The sequence below is a fragment of the Terracoccus sp. 273MFTsu3.1 genome (assembly GCF_000383675.1).
GTDB lineage: Bacteria > Actinomycetota > Actinomycetes > Actinomycetales > Dermatophilaceae > Terrabacter.
The window spans coordinates 528,200-551,035 of the sequence record NZ_KB911821.1 but is presented as its reverse complement, the minus strand read 5'-3'; the positions used below and the strand labels follow the sequence as shown (position 1 = coordinate 551,035).

The following is a 22,836-nucleotide window of genomic DNA, read 5'->3' as shown; positions in this document are numbered from 1 at the left end:
GAAAGGCTATGCCGGACAGCGCAGCCCGCCCAGTTCGGCCTCAGGACGGAGAGCCCTCAGGACGCCGTGGCCTCACGCGGACGCGGTGCCGATGCGCGAGAGCACCTCGTCATGCAGCAGGCCGTTGGTCGCGAGCGCGTTGCCGCTCCAGCAGCCGTCCTTGCCGTCGAGTCCGGTGAACCGACCACCGGCCTCCTGCACGATCGCGACGAGGGCCGCCATGTCGTGGACGGCGAGCTCGGGCTCGGCCGCGATGTCGGCGGCACCCTCGGCCACGAGCATGTAGGACCAGAAGTCGCCGTAGGCCCGGGTGCGCCAGCAGTCGTCCATGAGGTCGAGGAAGTCGTCACGCCGTCCGCGCACCCGCCAGCTCGCAAGTGACGAGTACGACAGGGAGGCGTCGCCGAGCCGTCCGACCTGGGACACCGAGATGCGCTTGGCCGACGACAGGGAGCGGCCGCTCCAGGCGCCGGAGCCGGTCGCGGCCCACCAGCGTCGCTGCAGCGCGGGCGCGGCGACGAGTCCGAGCACCGGCACGTTGTCGACGACGAGGCCGATGAGCGTGGCCCAGACGGGCACGCCGCGGACGAAGTTCTTCGTCCCGTCGATCGGGTCGATGATCCACCGCCGCGGACCGTGCCCGGTCGTGTCGAACTCCTCGCCCTCGACGGCGTCACGCGGTCGGGTGCGCTTCAGCTGGTGCCGGACGAGCTCTTCTGCGGCTCGGTCGGCGTCGGTGACGGGCGTGAGGTCCGGCTTGCTCTCGACGACGAGGTCGGCGGCGCGGAAGCGTGCCATCGTCACCCTCTCGACGGCATCCGCGAGGACATGGGCCAGACGAAGGTCGTCGTCGTAGGAGGTCACCGGCTCAACCTAGCGGCATCGGTCCGGGCAGTGGCGCCGAGCCGGCGACGAAGGCCGCTGCGGCTCAGTGCTCCTCGGTCGTGCTCCGGCTGCTGAGCAGGCGACGCAGCGACTCGAGACGGGACGCGCCGGCGGGTCCGGCGTGGCCGTCGGCCACCCAGGCGTCGAGTGCGCACTCCTCCTCGTCGTGCGTGCAGCCGCGGGGGCAGTTGTCGGTGCCCTCGGCGAGGTCGGGGAAGTGGTCGATGATGTGATCGACGTCGATGTGGGCGAGTCCGAACGACCGGATGCCCGGCGTGTCGATGACCCAGCCGTCGTCGGAGCCGTCGGCGCCGTGCAGCCGCAGTGCCACCGCGTTCGTCGAGGTGTGGCGCCCACGGCCGGTCGTGTCGTTGACGACGCCGGTGGCGCGCAGGGCGCCGGGGACGAGGCCGTTGACGAGCGTGCTCTTGCCCACGCCGGAGTGACCGACGAGGACGGAGACCTTGCCGGAGAGCCTGGCGCGAAGGTCCTCGAGGCCGGAGAAGTCGCCGTCCTTCCACGACGTCACGACGTGCTCGACCTCGAGCGGCGTGTAGTGCGCGAGGAAGTCGCTCGGGTCGACGAGATCGGCCTTCGTCAGCGCGAGCAGCGGCTCTAGGTCCGCGTCGTAGGCCGCGACGAGGCAGCGGTCGACCATGCGCGGCCGCGGCTCGGGGTCGGCCAGGGCCGTCACGATGACGAGCTGGTCGGCGTTGGCCACGATGATCCGCTCGTAGGGGTCGGTGTCGTCGGCGGTGCGCCGCAGCACCGACCGCCGCTCCTCGATGCGCACGATCCGGGCCAGTGCGTCCGGACCACCTGCCAGGTCGCCGACGAGGGCGACGTCGTCACCGACGACGACCCGGGTGCGGCCGATCTCCCGGGCCTTCATGGCCGTGACGACGCGCTCGGGCTCCTTCTTGCCGAGCGAACCCTTGGGGATGAGGCACGTGTAGCGGCCACGGTCGACGCCGATGACCATGGCGACGACGGCGTCCGCGTGGGCGGGGCGCTCCTTCGTGCGGGGCCGGGACCCCTTGCGGCTGGGGCGGACCCGGATGTCTCCCTCGTCGAGGTCCCGCCAGCTCATCGAGAGAGCACCACGGGGCGCGAGCCGTCGAGCATGCCCTGCCACAGCCCGACGAAGTCGGGCAGCGTCTTGCGCGTCGTGTCGACGTCCTCGACGTGCACGCCGGGCACGCGCAGTCCGATGATCGCGCCCGCGGTGGCCATACGGTGGTCGTGGTAGGTGCGGAAACGCCCACCGTGCAAGGCCGCCGGCGAGATGCGCAGCCCGTCGTCGGTCTCGGTGACATGCGACCCGACCCGTCCGAGCTCTGCCGTGAGCGCCGCGAGACGGTCCGTCTCGTGGCCGCGGATGTGGGCCACCCCGCGGATCCACGTGGGTGTCGACGCGAGCGCTGCGAGCGCGGCCACGGTGGGGGTCAGCTCGGCGGCGTCGTGCAGGTCGATGTCGATGCCGACGAGCTCACCGCTGCCGACCACCGTGAGCCCCGAGCGGTCGAGGCGCACGTCGGCGCCCATGGTGTCGAGGATCTCGCGGAGGAGGTCGCCGGCCTGGGTCGTGTGCTGGGGCCACCCGGGCACCCGCACTGTCCCGCCGACGACGAGGGCCGCCGCGACGAAGGGCCCGGCGTTGGACAGGTCCGGCTCGACGGACACGTCGAGGGCGTTGATCTCGGACGGCTCGACACGCCACGTGTTCGGCTCGCTGTCGTCGACGATCGCGCCTGCGTCGCGCAGGGTCTCGACCGTCATGAGGATGTGCGGCTCGCTCGGCACCGGCTTGCCGTCGTGGTGCACGGTGACGCCCTCGTCGTAGCGTGCCCCGGCGAGGAGCAGAGCCGAGATGAACTGCGACGAGGCCGAGGCGTCCATCGTCACCGACCCGCCCGGCACCCGTCCGCGCCCGTGGACCGTGACCGGCAGGTGCCCGTCGTGGTCGTCGACGGTGACCCCGAGCGCGCGCAGCGCGTCGGTGACCGGCCCCATCGGGCGCACCCGTGCCTGGGGGTCGCCGTCGAGCCGCACCGGCCCGTCGGCGAGCGCCGCCACGGCGGGCAGGAAGCGCATCACGGTGCCGGCCAGGCCGCAGTCGACCGTCACGCCACCGCTCAGCGTCTCAGGGGGCGTCACCACCCAGTCGAGCACTCCGCCGACCGCACCGGCCCCACCGCCGCCGGACTCACCTTCCGGCGCGACGTCGTCGATGCGTACCCCCAGGGCGCGCAGCGCGTCGGCCATGAGCAGCGTGTCACGCGAGCGCAGCGGCGCCCGCAGCCTCGAACGGTCGCTCGCCAGTGCTGCGAGCACGAGGTAGCGGTTGGTCAGGGACTTGCTCCCCGGCAGGACGACCGTGGCATCGAGCGGTCCGGGCGCGAGCGGCGCCGCCCAGTCGGGCTCCTCGGTCAGGGTGGCGCCGTCGCCGGCGCCGTCGGTGGCGCCGTCCGTCACGGACAGGGGGTGGGGCGATGGATCAGCGGGACTCAACTCAGCTCACGACGTCCTGGGCTCGATGGGCGAGCAGGCGCGCCTCACGCTTGGCGGCCCGCTGGGCGTGACGGGCCTCGCGGCGCGTCGTCTTCGTGGCGTGCTGGGCGCGCCAGGCCAGGCCCGGCTTGCCCTCGGTGTCGACAGCGGCGAGGAGCAGGCCGCCGAGCAGGCCGACGTTCTTGAGGAAGAGGCTGCGGCTCTGCGCCTTGCGGGTGGGGTCGGTTTCCTCCCAGAAGGCGTGTTCGATCGCCGTCGTCGGCACGATCGAGGCGGCGAGCACCGTCGAGGCGAGCCGCGGCATCCGGCCGGTGGCGAGCAGGAGCCCTCCGCCGAGCAGGGCGGCGCCGTTGACCCGGACGAAGAGGTCGGGGTCCTTCGCGGCCACCTCGGCTCCCGGGACCTGGTCCGGCACCTTCTGGAGCAGGTGGGCGGCCTGGTCGGTGCGCGCAGCCGGGTGGCGGAGGGCCTCCACGCCGGCGGCGACGAAGACGGATGCGAGCAGCGGGCGGGCGAGACGACGGACGATCATGCGTTTCCTCCTCTGGCCGCGACCCGTTCGAACGCGTCATGACCATCGTGGACCTGTGGACACCTACGGTATCGACATACCCGCGCCGCAGGACGCGCTGCCCACGCCGACCTCCGGGGCCGTCGCCGGCCCGACCCGTCACGTGTGCCGTCGCGATCCCTGTCGTCGGCCACCCGGCATACGCTGTGGCGCATGTGCGGGAGGTATGCCGCGAGCGCGCGGCCCGACGAGCTCATCGAGGCCTTCGACGTCGAGGAGGACCACACCGACGAGCCCGCGCGCAGCGTGCTCAAGAACCCCCAGAGCCCGCCGGCGGGCGAACCCGACTGGAACATGGCCCCGTCCAAGCAGGCGCCGGTCGTGCTCACCCGGAGGCCCCGCAGCGCCGACGCAGACGAGGAGACCGTCCCCGCCCGGCAGCTCCGGATGCTCACGTGGGGGCTCGTGCCGGCGTGGTCCAAGGACGTCTCGACGGGTCTGCGCATGACGAACGCCCGCGCGGAGTCGGTGCTCGGCAAGGGTGCCTTCGCCAAGGCCGCCCTCTCTCGCCGCTGCCTCGTGCCGGCCGACGGGTGGTACGAGTGGCAGGTCTCGCCGACCGCGGTCGACGCCAAGGGCAAGCCACGCAAGCAGCCCTTCTTCATCCACCGCGCCGACGGCGCGCCCGTCGCCTTCGCCGGGCTCTACGAGTTCTGGCGCGACCGCGAGCTGCCCGAGGGCGACCCGGCGGCGTGGCTGACGACCTTCACGATCATCACGACCGCCGCCGACCCCGGCATGGACCGCATCCACGACCGCCAGCCGCTCGTCCTCGAGCCTGCCCAGTGGGAGCAGTGGCTCGACCCCGACGAGAAGGACCCGGCCTACGTCCAGAGCGTCCTCGACTTCGCCGAGCCCGGGCGCTTCGAGGCGCACCCGGTCAGCCGCGCGGTGGGCGCGACGCGCAACAACGGTCCGGCTCTCGTCGAACCCGTTCCCGAGTCCGAGCTCGAGGGTGTCGTCGACCCGATGACCGGCGAGGTGGTCGGCGCGTGAGCGCACCGGCCCGTGAGACGGTCCGCGAGATCGAGACGCCCGGCGGTCCCGGACGCGCCCACATCCAGCGACCCGCGCGGCCACGCGGCACCGTCGTCCTCGGCCACGGCGCCGGGGGAGGGCTCGGAGCGATCGACCTCGCGATCGCCCGCGAGGTGCTCGTCGGCGCGGGATGGGCCGTCGTGCTCGTCGAGCAGCCGTGGCTCGTGGCGGGTCGCAAGGTGGCCGGCCGCCCGCCCACGCTCGATGTCGCCTGGGTGCCGATCGTCGAGGCCCTCGTGACCGGCAGGGGCCGGCTGCCGCGACCCCTGGTCGTCGGCGGCCGCAGTGCGGGCGCGCGCGTGGCGTGCCGCACGGCCGGACCGCTCGAGGCCGATGCCGGCCTCCTGCTCAGCTTCCCCCTCCACCTGCCGGGCCAGCCGGAGAAGCTGCGCGCCGGCGAACTCGCGCTCGCACCCGCGCCGTCATGGGTCGTGCAGGGCACCCACGACACGTTCGGCACGCCGGACGAGGTGCGCCAGCACCTGCCGGTGGGCACGACCCTCATCGAGGTCCCCGGAGCCCACAGCTTCCCGAAAGGCTCGCGCAGCGCCCTCACCGAGGCGCTCGGCACGATCGCGGGAATGCTGCCCGGCTAGGTGTCGTTGCACCCAGCATGGTCACCTGCCCCACCCGTGAGCCCGAGAGCGTCGCGACCGTGCCGACCGAGCACGGTCTGCTGTCGCAGCCCACCGGTCTAGGCTGGGAGGCGATGGCAAAGGACAAGAAGACCGATCCGAGCGCCGCCCTGCGGCTGACGGACCCGAGCACCGACACGAGCGCGACGACCCGGGGGTCGGCGCCTGCACCGTCTGCCGACCCCGACGACCTCGCCCGCGCCGACGCGACCGTCGACGTCGCGAGCGAGAGCGAGCACGATCGTCGGGCGCGCTTCGAGCGCGAGGCGATGCCCCTGCTCGACCAGCTCTACAGCGCTGCTCTGCGCACGACGCGCAACCCGAGCGACGCCGAGGACCTCGTGCAGGAGACGTTCGCCAAGGCGTACGCCGCGTTCCACCAGTACAAGCCGGGCACCAACCTCAAGGCGTGGATGTACCGCATCCTCACCAACACGTACATCAACAGCTACCGCAAGAAGCAGCGCCAGCCCCTCGAGTCCGACTCGGCCGAGATCGAGGACTACCAGCTGGCGCGGGCCGAGTCGCACACGTCGGTCGGGCTCCGGTCCGCCGAGGCCGAGGCGCTCGACCACCTCCCCGACAGCGACGTCAAGCGCGCGCTGCAGGCGATCCCCGAGGAGTTCCGCCTGGCGGTCTACTTCGCCGACGTCGAGGGCTACGCCTACAAGGAGATCGCCGAGATCATGGACACGCCCATCGGCACCGTCATGAGCAGGCTGCACCGCGGACGCCGACAGCTGCGCGAGCTCCTCTCGGAGTACGCCGCCGACCGCGGTTTCGCTGCGGCCGGCACCTCCGACGGTGCCGCGATGGGCGCGGGGATCGCTGCTGGCACGGAAGGAAGCCGGTCATGAAGGACCACACGACGGGTGGACAGGGTGCGTCGGACAGCGCGACGACGCGCACCGACTGCTCCGAGGCCTTGCTGCGGGTCTACGAGTACCTCGACGGCGAGCTGGGGCCCGACGAGTGCGCCAAGATCCAGGCGCACCTCGACGAGTGCGGGCCGTGCCTCAAGGAGTACGACCTCGACACGACGCTCAAGTCCCTCATCAAGCGTTCGTGCGAGTGCGAGCAGGCCCCGGAGGCGCTGCGCCTGACGATCATGTCGCGCATCTCGATGACCGTGATCCAGGTCGACCGCGGCTGATCACCGGCCCAGGACGTCACGTCGGGTCCCCGGACACGACGAAGGCCCGCCCCGAGCTGCTCGGGTGCGGGCCTCTGACGTCTGCGGCTCAGGCGTTGGGCTTGCGGCCGTGGTTGGCGGCGTTGCCCTTGCGGGAGCGGCGCTTGCGGGCGCGCTTGCTCATCGTCGGCTCCTAATGGGTCGTACAGTGGTCTCGGGCCCCGGTGCGGGACACGAAGACCTGATTCTTCCACATTGCGCGCGAGTGGCCCAATTGGTCGCGGGGTTGCCCCGCAAACCTTAAAATCTTCGTATAGATCCGGCATGGATACGCCGGATCTGCTTCCGTGCGCCCGCGCGCGCACGGCATCCTGAGCATCGAGGGAAACCTCTGTTGTTCTGTGCTGCCGCAGCAACGCCCCTCCATGGCGCACGCATCCGGAACATCCATCTATGAAGGAGCCCCCCAATGTTCGCTGCCCTCCTGTCGGCACTCACGTCCAACGACCTCGCCACCCGCGCCATCATCTCCCTCGCCGGCGTCTGGGGCTGGGGCGGCTGAGCCGCTCCAGAGCCGCTGGACGGCACCGGGGTTCCCTGAAGACTCCGGTGCCGTCGCGCTACCGTGACTGATGTGAGTCAGGCAGCCACCGCAACCGTCCGGTCCCGGTGGCTGCCGGCCTATCTCGCGCTCGTCGTCGCGACCTCGATCGCCACCGGTGTGGTGTCGTGGCTCGTGCTGCCCCGACCCGAGCTCGGACCCCTTCTGCTGCTGTGCCTCATGGGTATCGTCAGCTTCCAGATCCGCGAACCCGACGTCGGACTGCGGATCAGCTTCTCGTTCCTGTCGATCATCCTCGTCGCCTCGGCCGCCATCGTCGGCGTCTTCGGCGCGTGGGTGGTCGGCTCGGTGTCGATGCTCATCGACCGACGTCAGCCGCGATGGACGGCGACGATGTTCAACGCCGCCATGTGCGGTCTGCTCGGCGCTGCCGCGGCCCTGACCTACCGGCTGCTCGGCGGCGCCGAGGGATCCGGCATGACCAACATGAGCACCGCCGAGCTCGGGCTGCACGTCGGACTGCCCCTGCTCGCGGCCGACGTGGTGGGCTGCCTCGTCAACGCCAGCCTCATCTCCGGCGTCCTGCACCTCGACCAGGGGATCCCCTTCGGCGTCCAGCTCCGCCGCGTCCTCAGCGGATCCGGTGTCGCCTACGTCGGCTACGGCATCATCGGCCTGCTGTTCGTCATCCTCTGGTTCCCCGCGGGCCTGGACGCGTTCAGCGCCCTCCTCGTCCTCGCCCCGCTCCTCGCGGCCCGCTGGGCCTTCATCCAGTACGGCGAGGAGCTTCGCTCGCACGAACGGACGATCGACACCCTCGTCACCGCCCTCGGCACCAAGGAGCCCGCAGCCGTGGACCGGAGCCGGCGCGCCGCCGTGCTCGCCGAGTGGATCGCCGAGGAGCTCGGCCTGCCACCGGGCCAGATCGGCACGGTGCGATATGCCGCGACGCTCCACGAGATCGGCCACCTCGGGGTCGCCACCCGACTGCTGCGCCGGTCTCCGTCCTCGCTGAGCCCCACCGAGCGCCGGGTCATCGACGGCCACTGCGTCGTGGGCGCCCGGATGATCGAGGGCATCGACTTCCTCGAGGACGCGAGATCCGGGATCCGTCACCAGCACGAGCGCTTCGACGGGACGGGCCGGCCCGACGGACGGGCCGGACACGACATCCCCATCGCCGCGCGCATCGTCGCCGTGACCACCGCCATCGACGACCTCGTGCGCGACCCCGACGCCGCACCCGTCGTGTCGGTCGCCGACGTCGCGCGCCGGCTGCGTGCCGACCCGGGACGTTTCGACCCCGACGTCGTGGCCGCCGCCGTCGTCGCCCTGGACAAGCACGGGTGGCCCGCGTCTGCACCAGCGGAGGTGGCCTCGTGAACGGCGCCCTGAGACGTGAGCCCGTGGCCGGGGTCTTCGGGGTCCTGTGCCTGCTCGCGTCGGCCATCGCCGCGATCCAGACCGGGGACGTCCCCTCGCTGAACGACTCGACCACGGTCTGGGTCGTCGCGGCCTTCGGCGTCACGATCGTGCTCGGTGAGTGGTTCCACATCTCGGCACCCGGCTTCCGAGGGGCGGCCCCCATCGCGATGGCAGCCGCCTTCGGGTTGGCCCTGACCACCGAGCTCCCCGGCGAGGTCCCCGTTCCGTACGGCGCCCCCTTCGCACTCACGGTGACGGCGACGGCGATGGCGCTCGGGACGACCGTGCGGGTCGCGGCCCGCCGCGACACGAGCCTCGTCGACACGGCCGGCCGGTTCGTGGCCATCGTTGTGGCCACGATCGTCTACCGCGTCGTGGTGCTCGGGCAGCAACCGGGCGAGCCCGCCCGGGAGACGGCGGTCGCTCCGTGGCAGCAGGCGGCCCTGCTGCTCGGGATCTGCCTGCTCGCCCTCGTCACGGATGCTCTCTTCACCTCCCTGCTCCGTGGGCTGTCGGCCGGGGCGAACGTGCGCCGGACGTTCATCGAGGAGTTCCGCTCGTCGTTCGCGCTGTCGATCGCGGTCGCGGTCACGGGCGTCCTCATCGCGCTCGCCGCCCCACCCCTCGGTATCGCCGCCCTGCCGCTCTTCCTCATCCCGCTCGTCCTGACGCTCTTCGCGTTCCGCCGCTACGTCAGCATCCGCGCCACCTACCTCCAGAGCATCAGGACGCTCTCGCGCCTCACCGACGCGGCGGGCTACACCCCGTCAGGGCACTCCGAACGCGTGGCAGCCCTGTCGGTCCAGGTGGGCCGTGAGCTGGGCCTGTCGGAGCGCGAGCTGCTCGACCTCGAGTACGCCGCGCTGCTCCACGACATCGGACAGGTGGCCCTCGTCGAGCCGATCCCCGGTGGCGCCACGGTCCTCGCGGCGCCGGCCGACCAACGTCGCATCGAGGCCGACACCGTCGCGATCGTCCGGGAGACCGGCGTCTTCGAGGGGGTCGCGCGGATCCTCGAGCACCAGACGACGCCCTACCGCCAGGTGCGCGAGCTCGGCGAGGAGATCCCCCTGACGAGCCGCATCGTCAAGGTCGTCAACGCCTACGAGGACCTCACGGCCGGGGCCCGCAGCGCTCGGGCGCGCGAGGCGGCCGTCGAACGCATCTACCTCGGCCTCGGCTACGAGTACGACCCGCGGGTCGTCGACGCCCTCCTGAAGTCCCTCGGCTCCTCGGCCCACGCCTGAGACAGGCGTCACACCGCGCCGGCGGCCCTTGGGTCGGTCCGTGTCGTCGTGCCATGATGGCACCTTCGGGCAACCCCCGTCGCGAGAACGAAACCTGCAGGCCAGACCCCCGGCGCTGTCCACCAGTGAGGGCGCCTGCCCTCTTCGTCTCCATGCGAACGAGGTGTTCCAGCATGAGTGCGTTGCCCACCAGCCAGCTCTTCGACCCCAGCGACCCGGTCTTCCGGGCCCACGTGGGCGGGAAGCTCGGGGTACACGCCACGTCGGAGCTGCGCGATGCTGCCGACCTCTCCCTCCTCTACACGCCGGGGGTCGCTCAGGTCTCCCTCGCCATCGCCGCCGACCCGACGCTGGCCGCCGTCTACACGAGCCGCCGCAACACCGTCGCCGTCGTCAGCGACGGCACCGCCGTCCTCGGGCTCGGCGACGTCGGACCGCTGGCGGCCATGCCCGTGATGGAGGGCAAGGCGGTGCTCTTCAAGCACTTCGCCGACGTCGACGCCGTCCCCGTGTGCATGGAGACCGGCACCGTCGACGAGATCGTCGACGCGGTGGCGCGGATCGCACCGACGTACGGCGGCATCAACCTCGAGGACATCTCGGCGCCGCGGTGCTTCGAGATCGAGCGTCGGCTCCAGGACCGTCTCGACATCCCGGTCTTCCACGACGACCAGCACGGCACGGCGATCGTGGCCCTGGCCGCCCTGCTCAACGCGGTCCGGGTCGTCGACAAGGACCTCGCCGACCTCACCGTCGTCGTCTCGGGCGCCGGCGCCGCCGGAGTGGCCGTGAGCCGCATCCTCGTGTCGGCCGGCGTGGGCGACGTCGTGGTCGTCGACTCCCGTGGCGTGCTCGGTCCCGACCGCCACGACCTCGCCACCCACAAGCGCGAGCTCCTCGACGTGACCAACCGGCGCGGGGTCACCGGCACCATCGGCGACGCGCTCTCCGGGGCCGACGTCCTCATCGGCGTCTCCGGGGGCACGGTCGCCGAGCGCGACCTCCTGCGGATGGCGCCGCGCGCGATCATCTTCGCCCTCGCCAACCCCGACCCCGAGGTGCACCCGGTCGTCGCCGCCCGCTTCGCCGAGGTGGTCGCGACCGGCCGCTCCGACTTCCCGAACCAGATCAACAACGTCCTCGCCTTCCCCGGCATCTTCCGTGGCGCGCTCGACTCCGGGGCCCGGCGGATCACCGAGGAGATGAAGCTGGCGGCGGCGTATGCCATCGCCGGGCTCGTCGACGCGCCGACGGCCGACCGGATCGTGCCGAGCGTGTTCGACGAGCGCGTGGCGCCGGCCGTGGCCGAGGCCGTCTCGGGCCGGGTGCTCGGGCGAGCGCGCTAGCGGGACGACCGTGGCGACGCTTCCGGTCCGTCCCGGCCGGGAGCGTCGTCGTCGGCCGGGTCGGTGAGACCTCTGGCCGCGAGGGCCTCACCCGTCGACCGTGCGAAGGCGACGACGTGCACGACGGTCGGCACCACGACGGCCCGAGGGTCGCGGTCGAGGCCTCGCGCGCGGGCCGACTCGCGAACGCTGGAGAACGACCCGGCCACCCAGGGCACCGAGCGCACGACGACGCCGAGGGTGAGCGCCACGACCTCGGGGTCGACGACGCGACGCAGCGGACGGGCCGCCCGCACGACGCCGTCGAGCAGGTCGGTGACCGGTGTCGTCGCCGTGAGTACGCCCGCCGCGACGAACGCGTTGACGATCCCGAGGACGACACGGACGGCATACGCGAGGTCGCGCGACCACCACTGGAAGGCCAGCAGGACGGCGAGGACGGGGATCAGCCCACGCATCGACCGCAGCAGACGGCGCGCCGGAAGGCGTGCTGCCAGGACGACCCCGACCAGGACGACGGTCGTGACGGCGAGCGGCCAGACCGACTGCGTGAACCACGGCATCGCCCCGACGGCGAGAACGCCGATCAGCTTGAGCCACAGCGGCATTCGATGCACCACGGACGTACCGGGGACGTGCGCCGTGAACAGGCCGGGATCGTTCACGGGGCGTCGGACAACGTGAGGTAGCGCTCCACGGCCGTTGCCGGCTCACCGTCGAAGACGATGCGCCCGTCGTCCACGACAAGGGTCCGGTCGGCGTGGAGGGCGAGGTCGAGGTCGTGGGTCGCGACGACGACGGACTGGGGGAGCGAGTCGAGCAGGGAGCGCAGCCGGAGGGTGTTGCGTCGGTCGAGGAGCGTCGTCGGCTCGTCGAGGACGAGCAGGTCCGGTTCCGTGGCGAGGACGACGGCGAGGGCCATGAGCTGGCGCTCACCGCCGGACAGGTCGTAGACGCTCTGGTCGGCGAGGTGCGCCATCCCGAAGCGCTCGAGCACCCGCTCGGCGGCCGCCCGACGGTCGGCGCGCGACCGGTGCAGCCGGCGCAGCGAGAGCTCGACGTCCTCGCGCCCCGTGGGCATGACGAGCTGGGAGATCGGGTCGGTGAAGGCGAACGCGACGCGGCGGCGCACGCGGGCCCCGTGACGCACCGTGTCGAGGGCGTCGACGGTGACGGTGCCCGACGTCGGGGCGACGAGGCCGTTGAGGAGGCGGAGCAAGGTCGACTTGCCCGACCCGTTGGCGCCGATGACCGTCACCCGGGACTCGGTCAGGACGAGGTCGACGGGCCCGAGGATGGTGCGCGCCCTCTGCCCGGGTGAGCCGTCGACGGGCACCGTCACCGTCACGGCCTCGAGGCGGACCTCCGTCACGGACGGGTCACGCGCGGGGGCGCCTCAGGCGCACGAGGACGTCCGGGAAGGCGCGGTGCACGGCGACGGCGGCGACGACCGCGACGACGTCCTTGACGAGGTCGCCCGGGAGGAAGGGCAGGTCGGCGCTGATCGCGGCCGACAGCGGCAGCCGGAGGTTGACCATGAGCCCGAGGACCCCGAGCGCGTGGACGACCGCGACGGTCGTCGCGAAGGAGGCGACCAGCAGCAGCGGCACCCAGAGCGACCGGTTGCTGCGTCGGACGACCACCCGAGCGGCGACCCCCACGACGAGCGCCGCGACGAGGAACGACACGAGATAGCCGGCCGTCGGACCGCTCAGCACCTGCAGGCCGGACTGACCCCGGCTGAAGACCGGCAGCCCGACGAAGCCGAGCAGCAGGTAGAGCGCGACGGCGAGGCCCCCGCGGAGCGGCCCGAGGACGAGACCGGTGAGCACGACGGCGAGGGTCTGCAGCGTGATCGGCACCCCGAACCCGCCGACGGGGATGCCCGGCACGACCGCGGCCGCGACGAGGAGCGCCGTGAAGACGGCGACGAGGGCGACCGACTGCGCGTCGACGCCGCGGGCCTGCGGACCGGCGCCGCGTTCGACAGACGTGGGGGCCGCCACGTTCGTGGACGTGCCCGACTCGGTGCGGTCCCGGGTCGCCGTCGTCGTCTGCTGGGGCTCGTGGCGCACGGGGGTGTTGTCGGTCACGGGCAGGACCCTACCGGGGCGCCGTCCGGCCTCCGGTCACTATGGTGCTGGAATGCTCGCTGCCTACGCCGCCGGTCAGTCCGCCTCCGACCCGCTCTCCGGTCTCGTCGTCGGGGACCGTCCCGACCCGGAGGCCCGACCGGGCTGGACCGTCGTGGACCTGCGCGCCGCCGCGCTCAACCACCACGACGTGTGGTCGTTGCGTGGCGTCGGCCTCGCGCCGGACCGGCTCCCGATGGTCCTCGGCTGCGACGGCGCAGGCGTCGACGCCGACGGAAACGAGGTCATCGTGCACGCCGTCGTCCCCTCGGAGGGCTGGCGCGGCGACGAGACCCTCGACCCGCGACGCACCCTCCTGTCGGAGCTGCACGACGGCACCCTGGCCGAGAAGGTCCTCGTCCCCGAGGGCAACGTCGTGCCGAAGCCGGCGTCGATGTCGTGGGAGACGGCCGCCTGCCTCTCGACGGCGTGGCTCACGGCCTACCGCATGCTCTTCACCAACTCCGGCGTGCAGCCGGGGGGCACGGTGCTCGTCCAGGGCGCCGGTGGTGGTGTCGCCACGGCACTGATCCAGCTCGGCTCGGCGGCCGGCTACCGGATGTGGGCCACGTCCCGCGACGAGGCCCGGGGTCAGCGGGCCCTCGAGATCGGCGCCGACCGCGTCTTCGGCTCGGGCGAGCGGCTGCCCGACCGTGTGGATGCCGTCATGGAGACCGTCGGTGCCGCGACGTGGTCGCACTCCGTCAACTCGCTCCGCCCCGGCGGGACGATCGTCATCTCCGGGGCCACCTCGGGCGACGCGCCGGCGAAGGCGGAGCTGACGAAGATCTTCTTCAAGCAGCTGCGCGTGGTCGGCTCGACGATGGGCACGCGTGAGGAGCTCGGTCAGCTGGCCCGCCTCGTCGAGCAGGCACGCATCGATCCGGTCGTCGACTCGGTCATGCCGCTCGCCCAGGCCCGTGACGGCTTCGCGCGGATGGTCGACGGCGACGTCTTCGGCAAGGTCGTCTTCACCGTCGGGTGACGTCTGCGGGCTCGTCCCGTCCTGACCCCGGCGGGTCAGGACCCGTGCGCGCCCGAGACGTGCACGACCGCGGACAGGCCGTCCGCCGACGGCGGGCCCGCCTCCCCGGTCAGCCACTCGCACCACAGCGCGGACCGCAGCCGGGCGACGAGCTGGCCGAGCTCGTAGGGGCTGTCGGCGCCGAGGGTGACCGAGAGCCGGCCGACGTCGGCGGTGCCGGACTCGACGCCGTGCAGGGCCGCCCTGACCGCCCGCGACACCGCGTCGAGGCGGGTGTCGGTGCCGGCGGGGGCGATGCCCACCGCAACCGCCTCCGGGCTGCCCGGCTCGATGCCCAGGGCCGCCCGCACGGCCTCGACCCGGCCGTAGCCGAACCAGTCCCCGGGGCCGGTGCGCACGAGGTCGCGTCCGCGGGGGTGGGACTCGAGGGGCTCGTCGACGAGGATCCCCGGCACCCCTCGCACCACGGCGGCGGGCACGGCCGACACCTTGCCCTTGGCCAGGTCTGCCGCGGCGGCGATCTCGTCGGCGACCGCGCGGGTCGTCACCTCGAGCGGCTTGCCGTCGGCGTCGCTGCCGCCGCGCAGGTCGTCGAGGACGCGCAGCCCGTGCGCGCCGAGGGCGAAGTCGACCTGTCCGACGCGCCAGGCACGTCCTGCGGTGTCGCTCAGGACCACACCGACCCGGACGCCGTGCCGTGCGACGAGGGCGTCATGGATCTGCTCGCAGATGCCGTCGGGGTCGTGGGGGAGCAGCAGCCATCCACCACGGGCCCCCGTGTTGGAGCCGTCGACACCTGCCGCCGCCATGATGGGCCCGGCCTTGGCGCGGACGATCCGCGTGACGCGGTCGCCCGTGGACCGCTCGGCCACGACGTACTCGGTCTCGCCGTGCACGACGCGGTCCTTGTCCGGGTCGTGCGTCACGAGGCCGAGGGCCTTGCTCGCGATCTTGCTCGAGACGACGACGACGTCGCCGTCGGCGAGCCGGACACCCGCGTGGTCGAGACCGACCTCGAGCACGTCGGCGAGGTCGTCTCCCTCACGCACCTCGGGTATGCCGGTGAGCGGGGTGATCGTGATCGGCGCGGTCACGCCCGCGCTCGCTCCGTGCGCAGCCGCAGACCGAGGTCGAGGGCCGCCCCGGCCATGTCGGCGGCCGCCTCGATCGAGCTCATGAGGAGCGGGCGGCGCAGGACCTCGAGACCGCGGCGTGCCGGCATGGGGTCGTCCTCGTCGACGAGCCAGCCGTCGAGGAAGTCGGCGTAGAGCCCGGCGACGCCGGCGCTCGACTCCTCGACCCCGATCGTGCGCAGGCACACGTCGGCGTGACCCCGCACCGGGCGTCCACCGACGAGGGGCGAGACCCCGACGACGGGCGCGCGGGTGCCGCGCAGCGCGTCACGCACACCCGGGACGCCGAGGATGATGCCGATCGACACGACGGGGTTGCTCGGCGGCAGGATGACGACGTCGGCCTCGCGGATCGCGTCGAGCACGCCGGGAGCCGGCGTGGCTCGGTCGAGGCCGGCCACGACGAACCGGTCGGCCGCGAGCTCGGCGCGGTGGCGCACCCACCACTCCTGGAAGTGGATCGCGCGCTGCTCACCGTCCTGCTCGACGACGACGTGCGTCTCGACGGGGGTGTCGGTCATAGGCAGGAGGCGTACGCCGAGCTCACCGAGCCCCCAGCGGGCGGAGAGCCGCTCGACGACGCCGCTGAGCGGCATACCCTGACCGAGCAGCTGCGAGCGGTAGACGTGGGTGCCGAAGTCCTTGTCTCCCAAGGTGAACCACTGTGGCTCGGCGCCGAGCGCAGCGAGCTCCTCGGCGAGGTGGTGCGACTCGTCGGCGCGGCCCCAGCCCTGTCCCTCGTGGATGCCGCCGCCCAGGGTGTAGAGCAGCGTGTCGATGTCGGGGCACACCCGCAGGCCGAAGAGCGTGATGTCGTCGCCGGTGTTGCCGATGACGGTCAGCTCGAGCGGATCGGGACGGTCGGGATCGGCGACCAGTGGGTAGGTCTGTCGGGCGTGGTGGAGCAGGCCCCGGAGGAACCGGGCGCCGCCGACTCCTCCGGCCAGGGCGGTGATGCGCATGCGCCGATCCTCTCAGCAGTGTGCCCACGTCACGTCGTGCGGGGTCGGCCCGGACATTTCGAACCTGCGAATATCACCAACGGGCTTGACGTGGGGCGTATGACACGCATGTAATTTCATTGTTGTATTCGGTCGGGGTTGGATCGCTGGGACTCTTGGACGTATTTGTCCGGAACCTCCGGAGAACGGTGCCGCTCGGTGCGACAGTGCTGACACAAAGTGCAGTCAGGGTCGAGGAGGGGTCATGCACGAGTTGATGGTGGTTTGGTCGGACACGGGCGAGCAGGAGGGTGAGCTCTCCTGGCAGGAGCGTTCGCTCTGCGCCCAGACCGACCCGGAGGCGTTCTTCCCTGAGAAGGGCGGCTCCACCCGCGAGGCCAAGAAGGTCTGCGTGGGATGCGAGGTGCGATCCGAGTGCCTCGAGTACGCCCTGTCCAATGACGAGAGATTCGGCATCTGGGGCGGACTGTCCGAGCGAGAGCGCCGCAAGCTGAAGAAGCGCGCGGTCTGATCGTGAGGTTCCAGCCCGGCACCTCGCTGGTGTCCGGGTGCAGGTAGCCGCTGTGCCCGACGAGCTCACCGAAGACCTGAGCACCCCCGCTGGCGCGGGGCGTGCGTCGTCCGTGTCGTTGTCCGCCCCTCCCTCCACCGGGCAGCGACCGAACGGAACGGTCGACGCGATCGTCGTCGTGCACAACGGAGCTGCGTGGCTGGCGCAGTGTCTCGACGGCCTGGCCGCCCAGACACTGCCGCCAGCGCGGCTCGTCATCGTCGACGTCGCGAGCAGCGACACGTCGAACGCCATCGCGCGCGCCCACTCCGGCGTGCGCCGGGCGATCCCGTCCGTGGAGATCGTGCGTCTCGACGGCCGCGTGCCGATCGGTCGCGCCATCGCCGCCGGGGTCGCGGCGCTCCCCGTCGGCGCCGACGCGTCCACGAGCTGGGTGTGGGTGCTCCACGACGACACCGTGCCGCGCGCCAACGCGCTCGCCCAGCTGCTCCAGGCCGGGCTCCGCTCGAAGTCCGTCGGGGTGGCCGGCCCGAAGATCGTCGCCTGGGACGACCCGCGACGACTCGTCGAGATGGGCATCCAGATCACCCGCACGGGCCGCCGTCTGGCCTCGCCCGCCCGCGGGGAGGCCGACCAGGGCCAGTACGACCACCGCGCGGACGTCCTCGCGGTGAGCACGAGCGGCATGCTGGTGCGACGCTCCGCCTACGACGACATCGGTGGCTTCGACCCCGCGTTCGTCGAGCACGGAGCCGATCTCGACTTCGGCTGGCGGGCCCAGCTCGCCGGCCACCGCGTCGTCGTCGTCCCGGGTGCGGTCGTGCGCGACGCGTCCGCCGGCATCGACGGTGAGCGACCGGGTGTCCCCAGGCCTCGTGAGCTCGAACGCCGTGGACGCCGGGCCGCCCGACAGGTCACGCTGGCCCGCTGCTCGCCGCTGGCCGCCCCGTTCCTCGCCGTCTGGATGGCGCTGTCCGCCCTCGTGTCGTCCGTGACGCTGCTCGTGGCCAAGCGCCCGAGGCAGGCCTGGCGCGAGCTGACCGACGTCAGCGCGCTGCTCCACCCGTTCGCGACCTTCGGCGCCCGCTGGCGCGGTCGCCGGACCAAGCGGTTGCGACGCGACCACCTCGGCACGCTCTTCGTCGCACCTGCCGTGGCCGCCCGCACCACCATCGACCACATCCAGGACGCCATCACACCCGAGCGCAGTCGCGCCCGGCGCGAGGCGGCCCTCACCACCGAGACCGGCCCGGTCGCCGACGACTCCGAGTCGCTCGACCACCTGCCGGCGTCGCTGCCGCGTCGCATCGTCTCCCACCCCGGGTTCCTCGCCGTCCTCGCGGTGCTCGTCGCGACGACGGCCGCCTGGCGCGACACCATCCGGGCCGGCGCGCTGTCACCCACGAACGCCGGTGTGGCCGGAGGCGAGCTGCGCCCCGTGTCGACCGACGCCTCCGGCCTCTGGCACGCGTTCCGCGACGCCTGGCACGGCGCGGGACTCGGCACCGGAGCCGAGTCCGGCCCCCACCTCGCCGTGCTCTCCGCCCTGACCTGGCTCGCCGAGCGGGTCCCCGGCGTCGCCGAGAGCCGCTCGAGCGCCGGCGTGACCATCGCCTGGCTGCTCTTCCTCGCGCCGGTGCTCGCCACGTGGTCGGCCTACCTCGCCGGACGTGTCGTCACGTCCTCACGGGTCGCCCGGGCGCTGGGTGCCCTGGCCTGGGGCACGGCCGGCGTCGCCGCGGCCGGCATCTCGCAGGGTCGGGTCGGCGTGGCCGTCGTCCACGTCCTGCTGCCCTTCGTCCTGGCCGGCTTCTGCCTCGCGGCCCGCCGCGACGGCACCTTCACCGCCTCGTTCGCCACGGCGCTCGCGACGGCGGTGGTCGGAGCCTTCGCCCCGCCGCTGCTCGCGCTCTCGGTCGTCGCGGCCCTGCTGCTCCTCGTCCTCGGTCCCGGCCTGCGCCGGGCCCGCGCTCTCGTGCTGCTCGTCGTGCCCACCGCGCTGCTCGGACCGTGGGTGGCGCAGTTCGTCCAGGACGCACGGCTGCTCCTCTCGGGCCCGGGCCTCGTCACGACCGCCGACGACCGCGGCCCGTCGGGAGTGCTCGCGCTCGTCCTCGGCGAGCCGGGGGCGACGAGCTGGGTCGTGTGGCTCGGCGCGCCGCTCGTCGTGCTCGGGGTCCTCGGGTTCGCGACGCGGGGACGCAGCCGCGCCGAGTCCCTCGGTCTGCTCGTCGGCGGACTCCTCGCGCTGATCGGGCTCGCCGCCGCCCTCGGGTCCGGGGCGGTGGTCCTCGGCTCGGCCGAGACCGGGGTCGGACAGTCCGCCACGGCACACCTGTGGGCGGGCCTCGGCGTACAGCTCTGGCTGGCCGGCCTGCTCGTCGGGGTGCTGGCGGGCAGCCGGCCCGTGCTCGAGTCACTGAGCCGTCCGGGCCGTCGCTGGGGGTTCGCGGCAGCCGTCGCAGCCGCGACGCTCGCCGTCGTCCCGGTCCTGGCCGGGGCCGCCGCCTGGGGCGTCCAGGGCATCGGTCGCACGCTCTCGGTGGGGCAGGCGACCCTCCCCGCCGTCGCGATCGAGCAGGGCAGCGGCCCGCTCGGCAACCGCCTGCTGCTCCTGCGCCCGTCCGACGACGTCGTGGACTTCGTCCTCGCCGGTCAGGAGCCGGGCGAGCTGCTGCGTGACCTCGACCGCACACCCGACGCCGACGACGCGCCGCTCGTCGACGCCGTCGCCAACCTCGTGGGCGGCCGCGGGGCCGACTCGCTCGACTCCACCGCCCTCGCGCGCCTCGGCGTCGGTTTCGTGCAGGTGCGGGCGACGGCCGACTCCGCCCTCGCCCGCCGCCTCGACTCCTCGGAGGGTCTGAGCCGTCTCGGCACGAGCGAGCGCGGCATCCTCTGGAAGGTGCAGCCGCTGCCGGTCGCCGATGGTGGGGTCTCTGCGACCGCCCCGTCGCGGGCCCGCCTCGTCGATGCCGACGGAGCGCTGCTGCGTGTCGTGCCCACGTCGGGACCGCACGCCGCGGTCGGCACGACGCTTCCCGCCGGGACCGCTGCGCGCTTCGTCGTCCTGGCCGAGCCCGCCGAGTGGTCGCAGCAGGCGCTCGTGACCTTCGACGGGCGAGAGCTCCGGCCGGTGGCCGGGGCCGCGCAGCCCACGTATGCCGTGCCACCCACCGCCGGAGAGCTCGAGATCGATCTCGCTGCAGCACAGCCGTGGTGGCGCCTCGGCCAGGGTCTGCTCCTCGGCTTCGTGGTGTTCATGGCCGTGCCCTTCGGCAACCGACGCTCGAGGAGGCGCACATGACGAACGTGTCCGGAATGGTCCGGGCGGGCGCCGTGGCGCTCGTCGCCGCGGGACTCGCGGTCGGGGCGACCCGGGTGAGCGGCTCCGTGCAGCTCGCGACCCCGGGCGAGCAGGCCGGCCTGCCCGAGTCCTCCACGGTCCTGCTCGACGAGTCCTCCCTCGTGTGCCCGGGCCAGCAGCGCCTCGGAGCCACGGGACTGAGGGACGTCGAGGGCACCGTCACCGTCGCAGCGGCCACTCCCGACCAGGGTGTCGTCGCGGGTGCGCCGACAGGCGGCTCCGGCACCGTGGCGCTGCTCGGAGGCTCGTCGTCCACCGGCCTCGCCCAGAGCTCGGAGCGGGCCGCGGAGGTCAGGGCCGGCATCGCGGCCCCCGACGTCGTCATCGCGAGGGCGCGGGGCGCGTTCGCCCCCGGGCTCGTGGCCACGCAGGTGTGGCGCCACAGCGGTGACGACGACCGCGGCCTGGCCGTGACCCCCTGCCAGCTGCCGTCGTCCGACGTCTGGCTCGTCGGCGGCGGCGGGGGCCCGTCGCGGACCGAGCGCGTCATCGTCAGCAACCCCGGCGCGAACGCCGTGTCCGTCTCTCTCGAGCTGCTGGGCCGAGGCGGACCCGTCGACGCCGCCGGAGCGCGCAGCATCTCCATCCCTCCGCTCTCGCGCGAGGTCGTCTCGCTCGACGCCCTCGCGCCCGACGAGGCCGGTCCGGTCGTCCACGTCACCGCCACGGGCGGCGTCGTGTCGGCCGTCCTCGACGAGCAGTGGATCCTCGGCGCCACCGGCCGCGGCATCGACGACTCCACCCGCGCTGCCTCACCGAGCACCGACCTCGTCGTGCCCGGTGTCGAGACCGGCGGCGGGGTCTGGCTACGGCTGGCCAACCCGGGCAGCACCGAGGCCCTGGCCCAGGTGCGACTGCTCACCGCCCAGGGGGCGGTCCAGCCCGAGGACCTCCGGGCCGTACGCGTGCCGGCGGGCTCGACGGTCGACCTGGCCATCCCGTCCAACCCGGCAGCGCTGGGTCTGGGTGTCCGGTCCGACCAGCCCCTCGTGGCGGCAGCCTGGACCGAACGCCGCGCGACGACCGGCGACCAGATGGGCGACTTCGCCTGGGCTCCCGCGACCCCGCCCCTTCGGGGCATCGCCGGAGTCCTGCTCCCCGGACTCGACGGCACCACGAAACGCCTTCTCCTGACAGCAGGTTCGGCTCCCGCGACGGCGCAGGTGCGCCTCGGCTCCGGTGCCGACGCCCAGGTGTCGACGGTCGACGTGCCGGCCGACTCGACCGTGGCCGTCGACGCCAAGGACGCGAAGGGCGTCTGGGTGGTGCCGACGAAGGGGACGCTGCGAGGCGCCGTCTCCGTGGCCGGGGTCGACGGGGGAGTGCCGTTCTTCTCGGTGGCCTCGCTCAGCGACGCGCCCGTGCGGGCCCTGTCGGTGCCGGTGCGTCAGGTGCGCAACTAGCCACGGCACCGCCCGGCCCGGTGGCGGAGGGTCACTCCCCGAAGCCGGGGTCGAGCTCCTCGGGCGCGACCCCGAGCAGCCCGGCGACCTGCTCCGTCACGATGTCGGCCACGAGGGCGGCCACGTCTCGACGGTCGGTGACGCGCGTCTCGACCGGCCGGCGGTAGACGACGATCCTCGCCGGACGTGCGCTCGTCGCCGGGTAGAGCCGGCCGAGCGGCACCTCGCGGTGGTCCCAGGGGGCTGGTCCTCGAGGCACGTCCTCGACGGCGAACTCCACTGCGGGAAAAGCACGCCCGCACGTCGCCTCGAGCCGGGCCGCGGCGTCGAGGACGAAGTCGTCGAACTCGTCGCGGCGCGAGGTCATGGCGGGGACCGGCGGCCAGGCCAGAGGTCCCCGGCGGCCACGTCCGTGCCGGTCACGCCGACGACGGCGCCCGGGCGTGCGGGGTGAGGCGGTGTCCACGTCTCCACTCTAGATCGACCGCCACCACACGCACGGACGCCACCCGGCGGCATACGCCCTCGGTGATCTCGTGCTCGGTCGGCGTGGTGATTCGTCCTCTTCGGGAGGGCGGACTAGAGTCCCGGATCGTGGGTCTGACACGTGGTTGCTCGAAGACGGGATGCGCCCGTCCTGCCGTCGCGACCCTGACGTACGCCTACGCCGACCGTGCCGTCGTCGTGGGGCCGCTCGCGACCTACGCCGAGCCGCACACGTACGACCTGTGCCTCGAGCACGCCGAGCGCATGACGGCTCCCCGTGGGTGGGAGGTCGTGCGCGTGGGCGGCGACTTCCCCGAGCCGGCCCTGGCCGCCGACGACCTCCTGGCCCTGGCCGACGCCGTGCGCGAGGCCGGCCGGCCGCGCACGAGCCGCCCCGGAGAGAACCGCACGACGTCACGGGGCCAGGCCACCGCGGAGGCCGAGTCCGGCGCCGTCGAGTCCGGCCGCCGCGGACACCTGCGCATCCTCAAGGACTCCTGACCAC

Annotated in this window: 23 protein-coding genes; 12 read left to right on the top strand and 11 right to left on the bottom strand. The window is 73.1% G+C overall.

The annotated features are described in order from the left end of the window. Positions 1-72 precede the first annotated feature (72 nt). The 4 genes from hisN to H283_RS0108185 form a co-directional block, all read right to left on the bottom strand. Positions 73-864, bottom strand: a complete 792-nt coding sequence (gene hisN / locus H283_RS0108200; RefSeq protein WP_020143036.1) for a histidinol-phosphatase — start codon at positions 862-864, stop codon at positions 73-75. 64 nt (positions 865-928) lie between these two features. Beyond that, on the bottom strand, positions 929-1,975 hold the full coding sequence (gene rsgA, locus H283_RS0108195) for a ribosome small subunit-dependent GTPase A (RefSeq protein WP_020143035.1): 1,047 nt from the start codon (positions 1,973-1,975) through the stop codon (positions 929-931). Further along, positions 1,972-3,360 (bottom strand): 3-phosphoshikimate 1-carboxyvinyltransferase, encoded by a 1,389-nt coding sequence (gene aroA, locus H283_RS0108190; RefSeq protein WP_020143034.1) that lies wholly within the window; start codon positions 3,358-3,360, stop codon positions 1,972-1,974. Before aroA ends, rsgA begins: the two co-directional genes overlap by 4 nt. Positions 3,361-3,397: 37 nt before the next feature. Continuing rightward, positions 3,398-3,928, bottom strand: a complete 531-nt coding sequence (locus H283_RS0108185) for a DoxX family membrane protein (RefSeq protein WP_020143033.1) — start codon at positions 3,926-3,928, stop codon at positions 3,398-3,400. 192 nt (positions 3,929-4,120) lie between these two features. Here H283_RS0108185 and H283_RS0108180 point away from each other — a divergent pair, with 192 nt between their 5' ends. Genes H283_RS0108180 through rsrA form a run of 4 tightly spaced genes read left to right on the top strand, consistent with a single transcriptional unit; the run spans position 4,121 to position 6,793 of the window. Further along, entirely contained in the window at positions 4,121-4,963 is an 843-nt protein-coding gene (locus H283_RS0108180; protein ID WP_020143032.1) for an SOS response-associated peptidase, read from the top strand. Next, positions 4,960-5,601 (top strand): alpha/beta family hydrolase, encoded by a 642-nt coding sequence (locus H283_RS0108175; RefSeq protein WP_020143031.1) that lies wholly within the window; start codon positions 4,960-4,962, stop codon positions 5,599-5,601. Before H283_RS0108180 ends, H283_RS0108175 begins: the two co-directional genes overlap by 4 nt. 17 nt (positions 5,602-5,618) lie before the next feature. Further along, complete coding sequence (locus H283_RS0108170; protein WP_020143030.1) at positions 5,619-6,497, top strand: sigma-70 family RNA polymerase sigma factor; 879 nt, start codon at positions 5,619-5,621, stop codon at positions 6,495-6,497. Continuing rightward, positions 6,494-6,793: a mycothiol system anti-sigma-R factor gene (rsrA, locus tag H283_RS0108165; protein WP_020143029.1), complete on the top strand. Its 300-nt coding sequence runs from the start codon at positions 6,494-6,496 to the stop codon at positions 6,791-6,793. The genes H283_RS0108170 and rsrA overlap by 4 nt, the downstream gene beginning before the upstream one ends. Positions 6,794-6,881: 88 nt before the next feature. On the opposite strand, the gene H283_RS28675 is transcribed toward rsrA, so the two are convergent. Beyond that, positions 6,882-6,956: a 50S ribosomal protein bL37 gene (locus H283_RS28675; RefSeq protein WP_369791897.1), complete on the bottom strand. Its 75-nt coding sequence runs from the start codon at positions 6,954-6,956 to the stop codon at positions 6,882-6,884. A 450-nt stretch (positions 6,957-7,406) separates the two neighbouring features. On the opposite strand from H283_RS28675, the gene H283_RS0108155 reads away from it, so the two are divergent. The 3 genes from H283_RS0108155 (at position 7,407) to H283_RS0108145 (ending at position 11,352) form a co-directional block, all read left to right on the top strand. Further along, positions 7,407-8,717, top strand: a complete 1,311-nt coding sequence (locus tag H283_RS0108155; RefSeq protein WP_020143027.1) for an HD-GYP domain-containing protein — start codon at positions 7,407-7,409, stop codon at positions 8,715-8,717. Continuing rightward, the gene (locus H283_RS0108150; protein ID WP_156023050.1) at positions 8,714-10,006 is read left to right on the top strand and encodes an HD-GYP domain-containing protein; all 1,293 of its coding nucleotides are present in this window, start codon (positions 8,714-8,716) and stop codon (positions 10,004-10,006) included. The genes H283_RS0108155 and H283_RS0108150 overlap by 4 nt, the downstream gene beginning before the upstream one ends. 173 nt (positions 10,007-10,179) lie before the next feature. Beyond that, the gene (locus H283_RS0108145) at positions 10,180-11,352 is read left to right on the top strand and encodes an NADP-dependent malic enzyme (protein ID WP_020143025.1); all 1,173 of its coding nucleotides are present in this window, start codon (positions 10,180-10,182) and stop codon (positions 11,350-11,352) included. On the opposite strand, the gene H283_RS24435 is transcribed toward H283_RS0108145, so the two are convergent. The 3 genes from H283_RS24435 to H283_RS0108130 are packed head-to-tail and all read right to left on the bottom strand — an operon-like array spanning position 11,349 to position 13,445. Then, the gene (locus H283_RS24435; protein ID WP_369791896.1) at positions 11,349-11,972 is read right to left on the bottom strand and encodes an energy-coupling factor transporter transmembrane protein EcfT; all 624 of its coding nucleotides are present in this window, start codon (positions 11,970-11,972) and stop codon (positions 11,349-11,351) included. The genes H283_RS0108145 and H283_RS24435 overlap by 4 nt on opposite strands. A gap of 41 nt (positions 11,973-12,013) precedes the next feature. Beyond that, a complete protein-coding gene (locus tag H283_RS0108135; protein WP_020143023.1) occupies positions 12,014-12,724 on the bottom strand; it encodes an energy-coupling factor ABC transporter ATP-binding protein in 711 nt (236 codons plus the stop codon). A 7-nt stretch (positions 12,725-12,731) separates the two neighbouring features. Then, positions 12,732-13,445 carry a biotin transporter BioY gene (locus tag H283_RS0108130; RefSeq protein WP_020143022.1) on the bottom strand — a complete coding sequence of 238 codons (714 nt, stop codon included), beginning with the start codon at positions 13,443-13,445 and terminating at the stop codon, positions 12,732-12,734. 52 nt (positions 13,446-13,497) lie between these two features. Between H283_RS0108130 and H283_RS0108125 the strand changes: the two genes are divergently transcribed. Continuing rightward, positions 13,498-14,469: a zinc-binding dehydrogenase gene (locus tag H283_RS0108125; protein WP_020143021.1), complete on the top strand. Its 972-nt coding sequence runs from the start codon at positions 13,498-13,500 to the stop codon at positions 14,467-14,469. 35 nt (positions 14,470-14,504) lie between these two features. On the opposite strand, the gene H283_RS0108120 is transcribed toward H283_RS0108125, so the two are convergent. After that, positions 14,505-15,563 carry a coenzyme F420-0:L-glutamate ligase gene (locus H283_RS0108120; RefSeq protein ID WP_020143020.1) on the bottom strand — a complete coding sequence of 353 codons (1,059 nt, stop codon included), beginning with the start codon at positions 15,561-15,563 and terminating at the stop codon, positions 14,505-14,507. Then, entirely contained in the window at positions 15,560-16,564 is a 1,005-nt protein-coding gene (cofD, locus tag H283_RS0108115) for a 2-phospho-L-lactate transferase (protein ID WP_020143019.1), read from the bottom strand. The genes H283_RS0108120 and cofD overlap by 4 nt, the downstream gene beginning before the upstream one ends. A gap of 244 nt (positions 16,565-16,808) precedes the next feature. Between cofD and H283_RS0108110 the strand changes: the two genes are divergently transcribed. The 3 genes from H283_RS0108110 to H283_RS0108100 are packed head-to-tail and all read left to right on the top strand — an operon-like array spanning position 16,809 to position 21,845. Further along, positions 16,809-17,075, top strand: a complete 267-nt coding sequence (locus H283_RS0108110; protein WP_020143018.1) for a WhiB family transcriptional regulator — start codon at positions 16,809-16,811, stop codon at positions 17,073-17,075. A gap of 37 nt (positions 17,076-17,112) precedes the next feature. Continuing rightward, positions 17,113-20,382, top strand: coding sequence for a glycosyltransferase family 2 protein (locus H283_RS0108105; protein WP_369791895.1), 3,270 nt, complete (start codon positions 17,113-17,115; stop codon positions 20,380-20,382). Then, on the top strand, positions 20,379-21,845 hold the full coding sequence (locus H283_RS0108100; RefSeq protein WP_020143016.1) for a DUF5719 family protein: 1,467 nt from the start codon (positions 20,379-20,381) through the stop codon (positions 21,843-21,845). The genes H283_RS0108105 and H283_RS0108100 overlap by 4 nt, the downstream gene beginning before the upstream one ends. Before the next feature lie 31 nt (positions 21,846-21,876). Here the strand turns inward: H283_RS0108100 and H283_RS0108095 are convergent, their stop codons facing one another. Continuing rightward, positions 21,877-22,212, bottom strand: coding sequence for a metallopeptidase family protein (locus H283_RS0108095; RefSeq protein ID WP_020143015.1), 336 nt, complete (start codon positions 22,210-22,212; stop codon positions 21,877-21,879). Between the two features lie 227 nt (positions 22,213-22,439). Here H283_RS0108095 and H283_RS0108090 point away from each other — a divergent pair, with 227 nt between their 5' ends. After that, complete coding sequence (locus H283_RS0108090; protein ID WP_020143014.1) at positions 22,440-22,832, top strand: DUF3499 domain-containing protein; 393 nt, start codon at positions 22,440-22,442, stop codon at positions 22,830-22,832. The last annotated feature ends 4 nt before the right edge of the window (positions 22,833-22,836 follow it).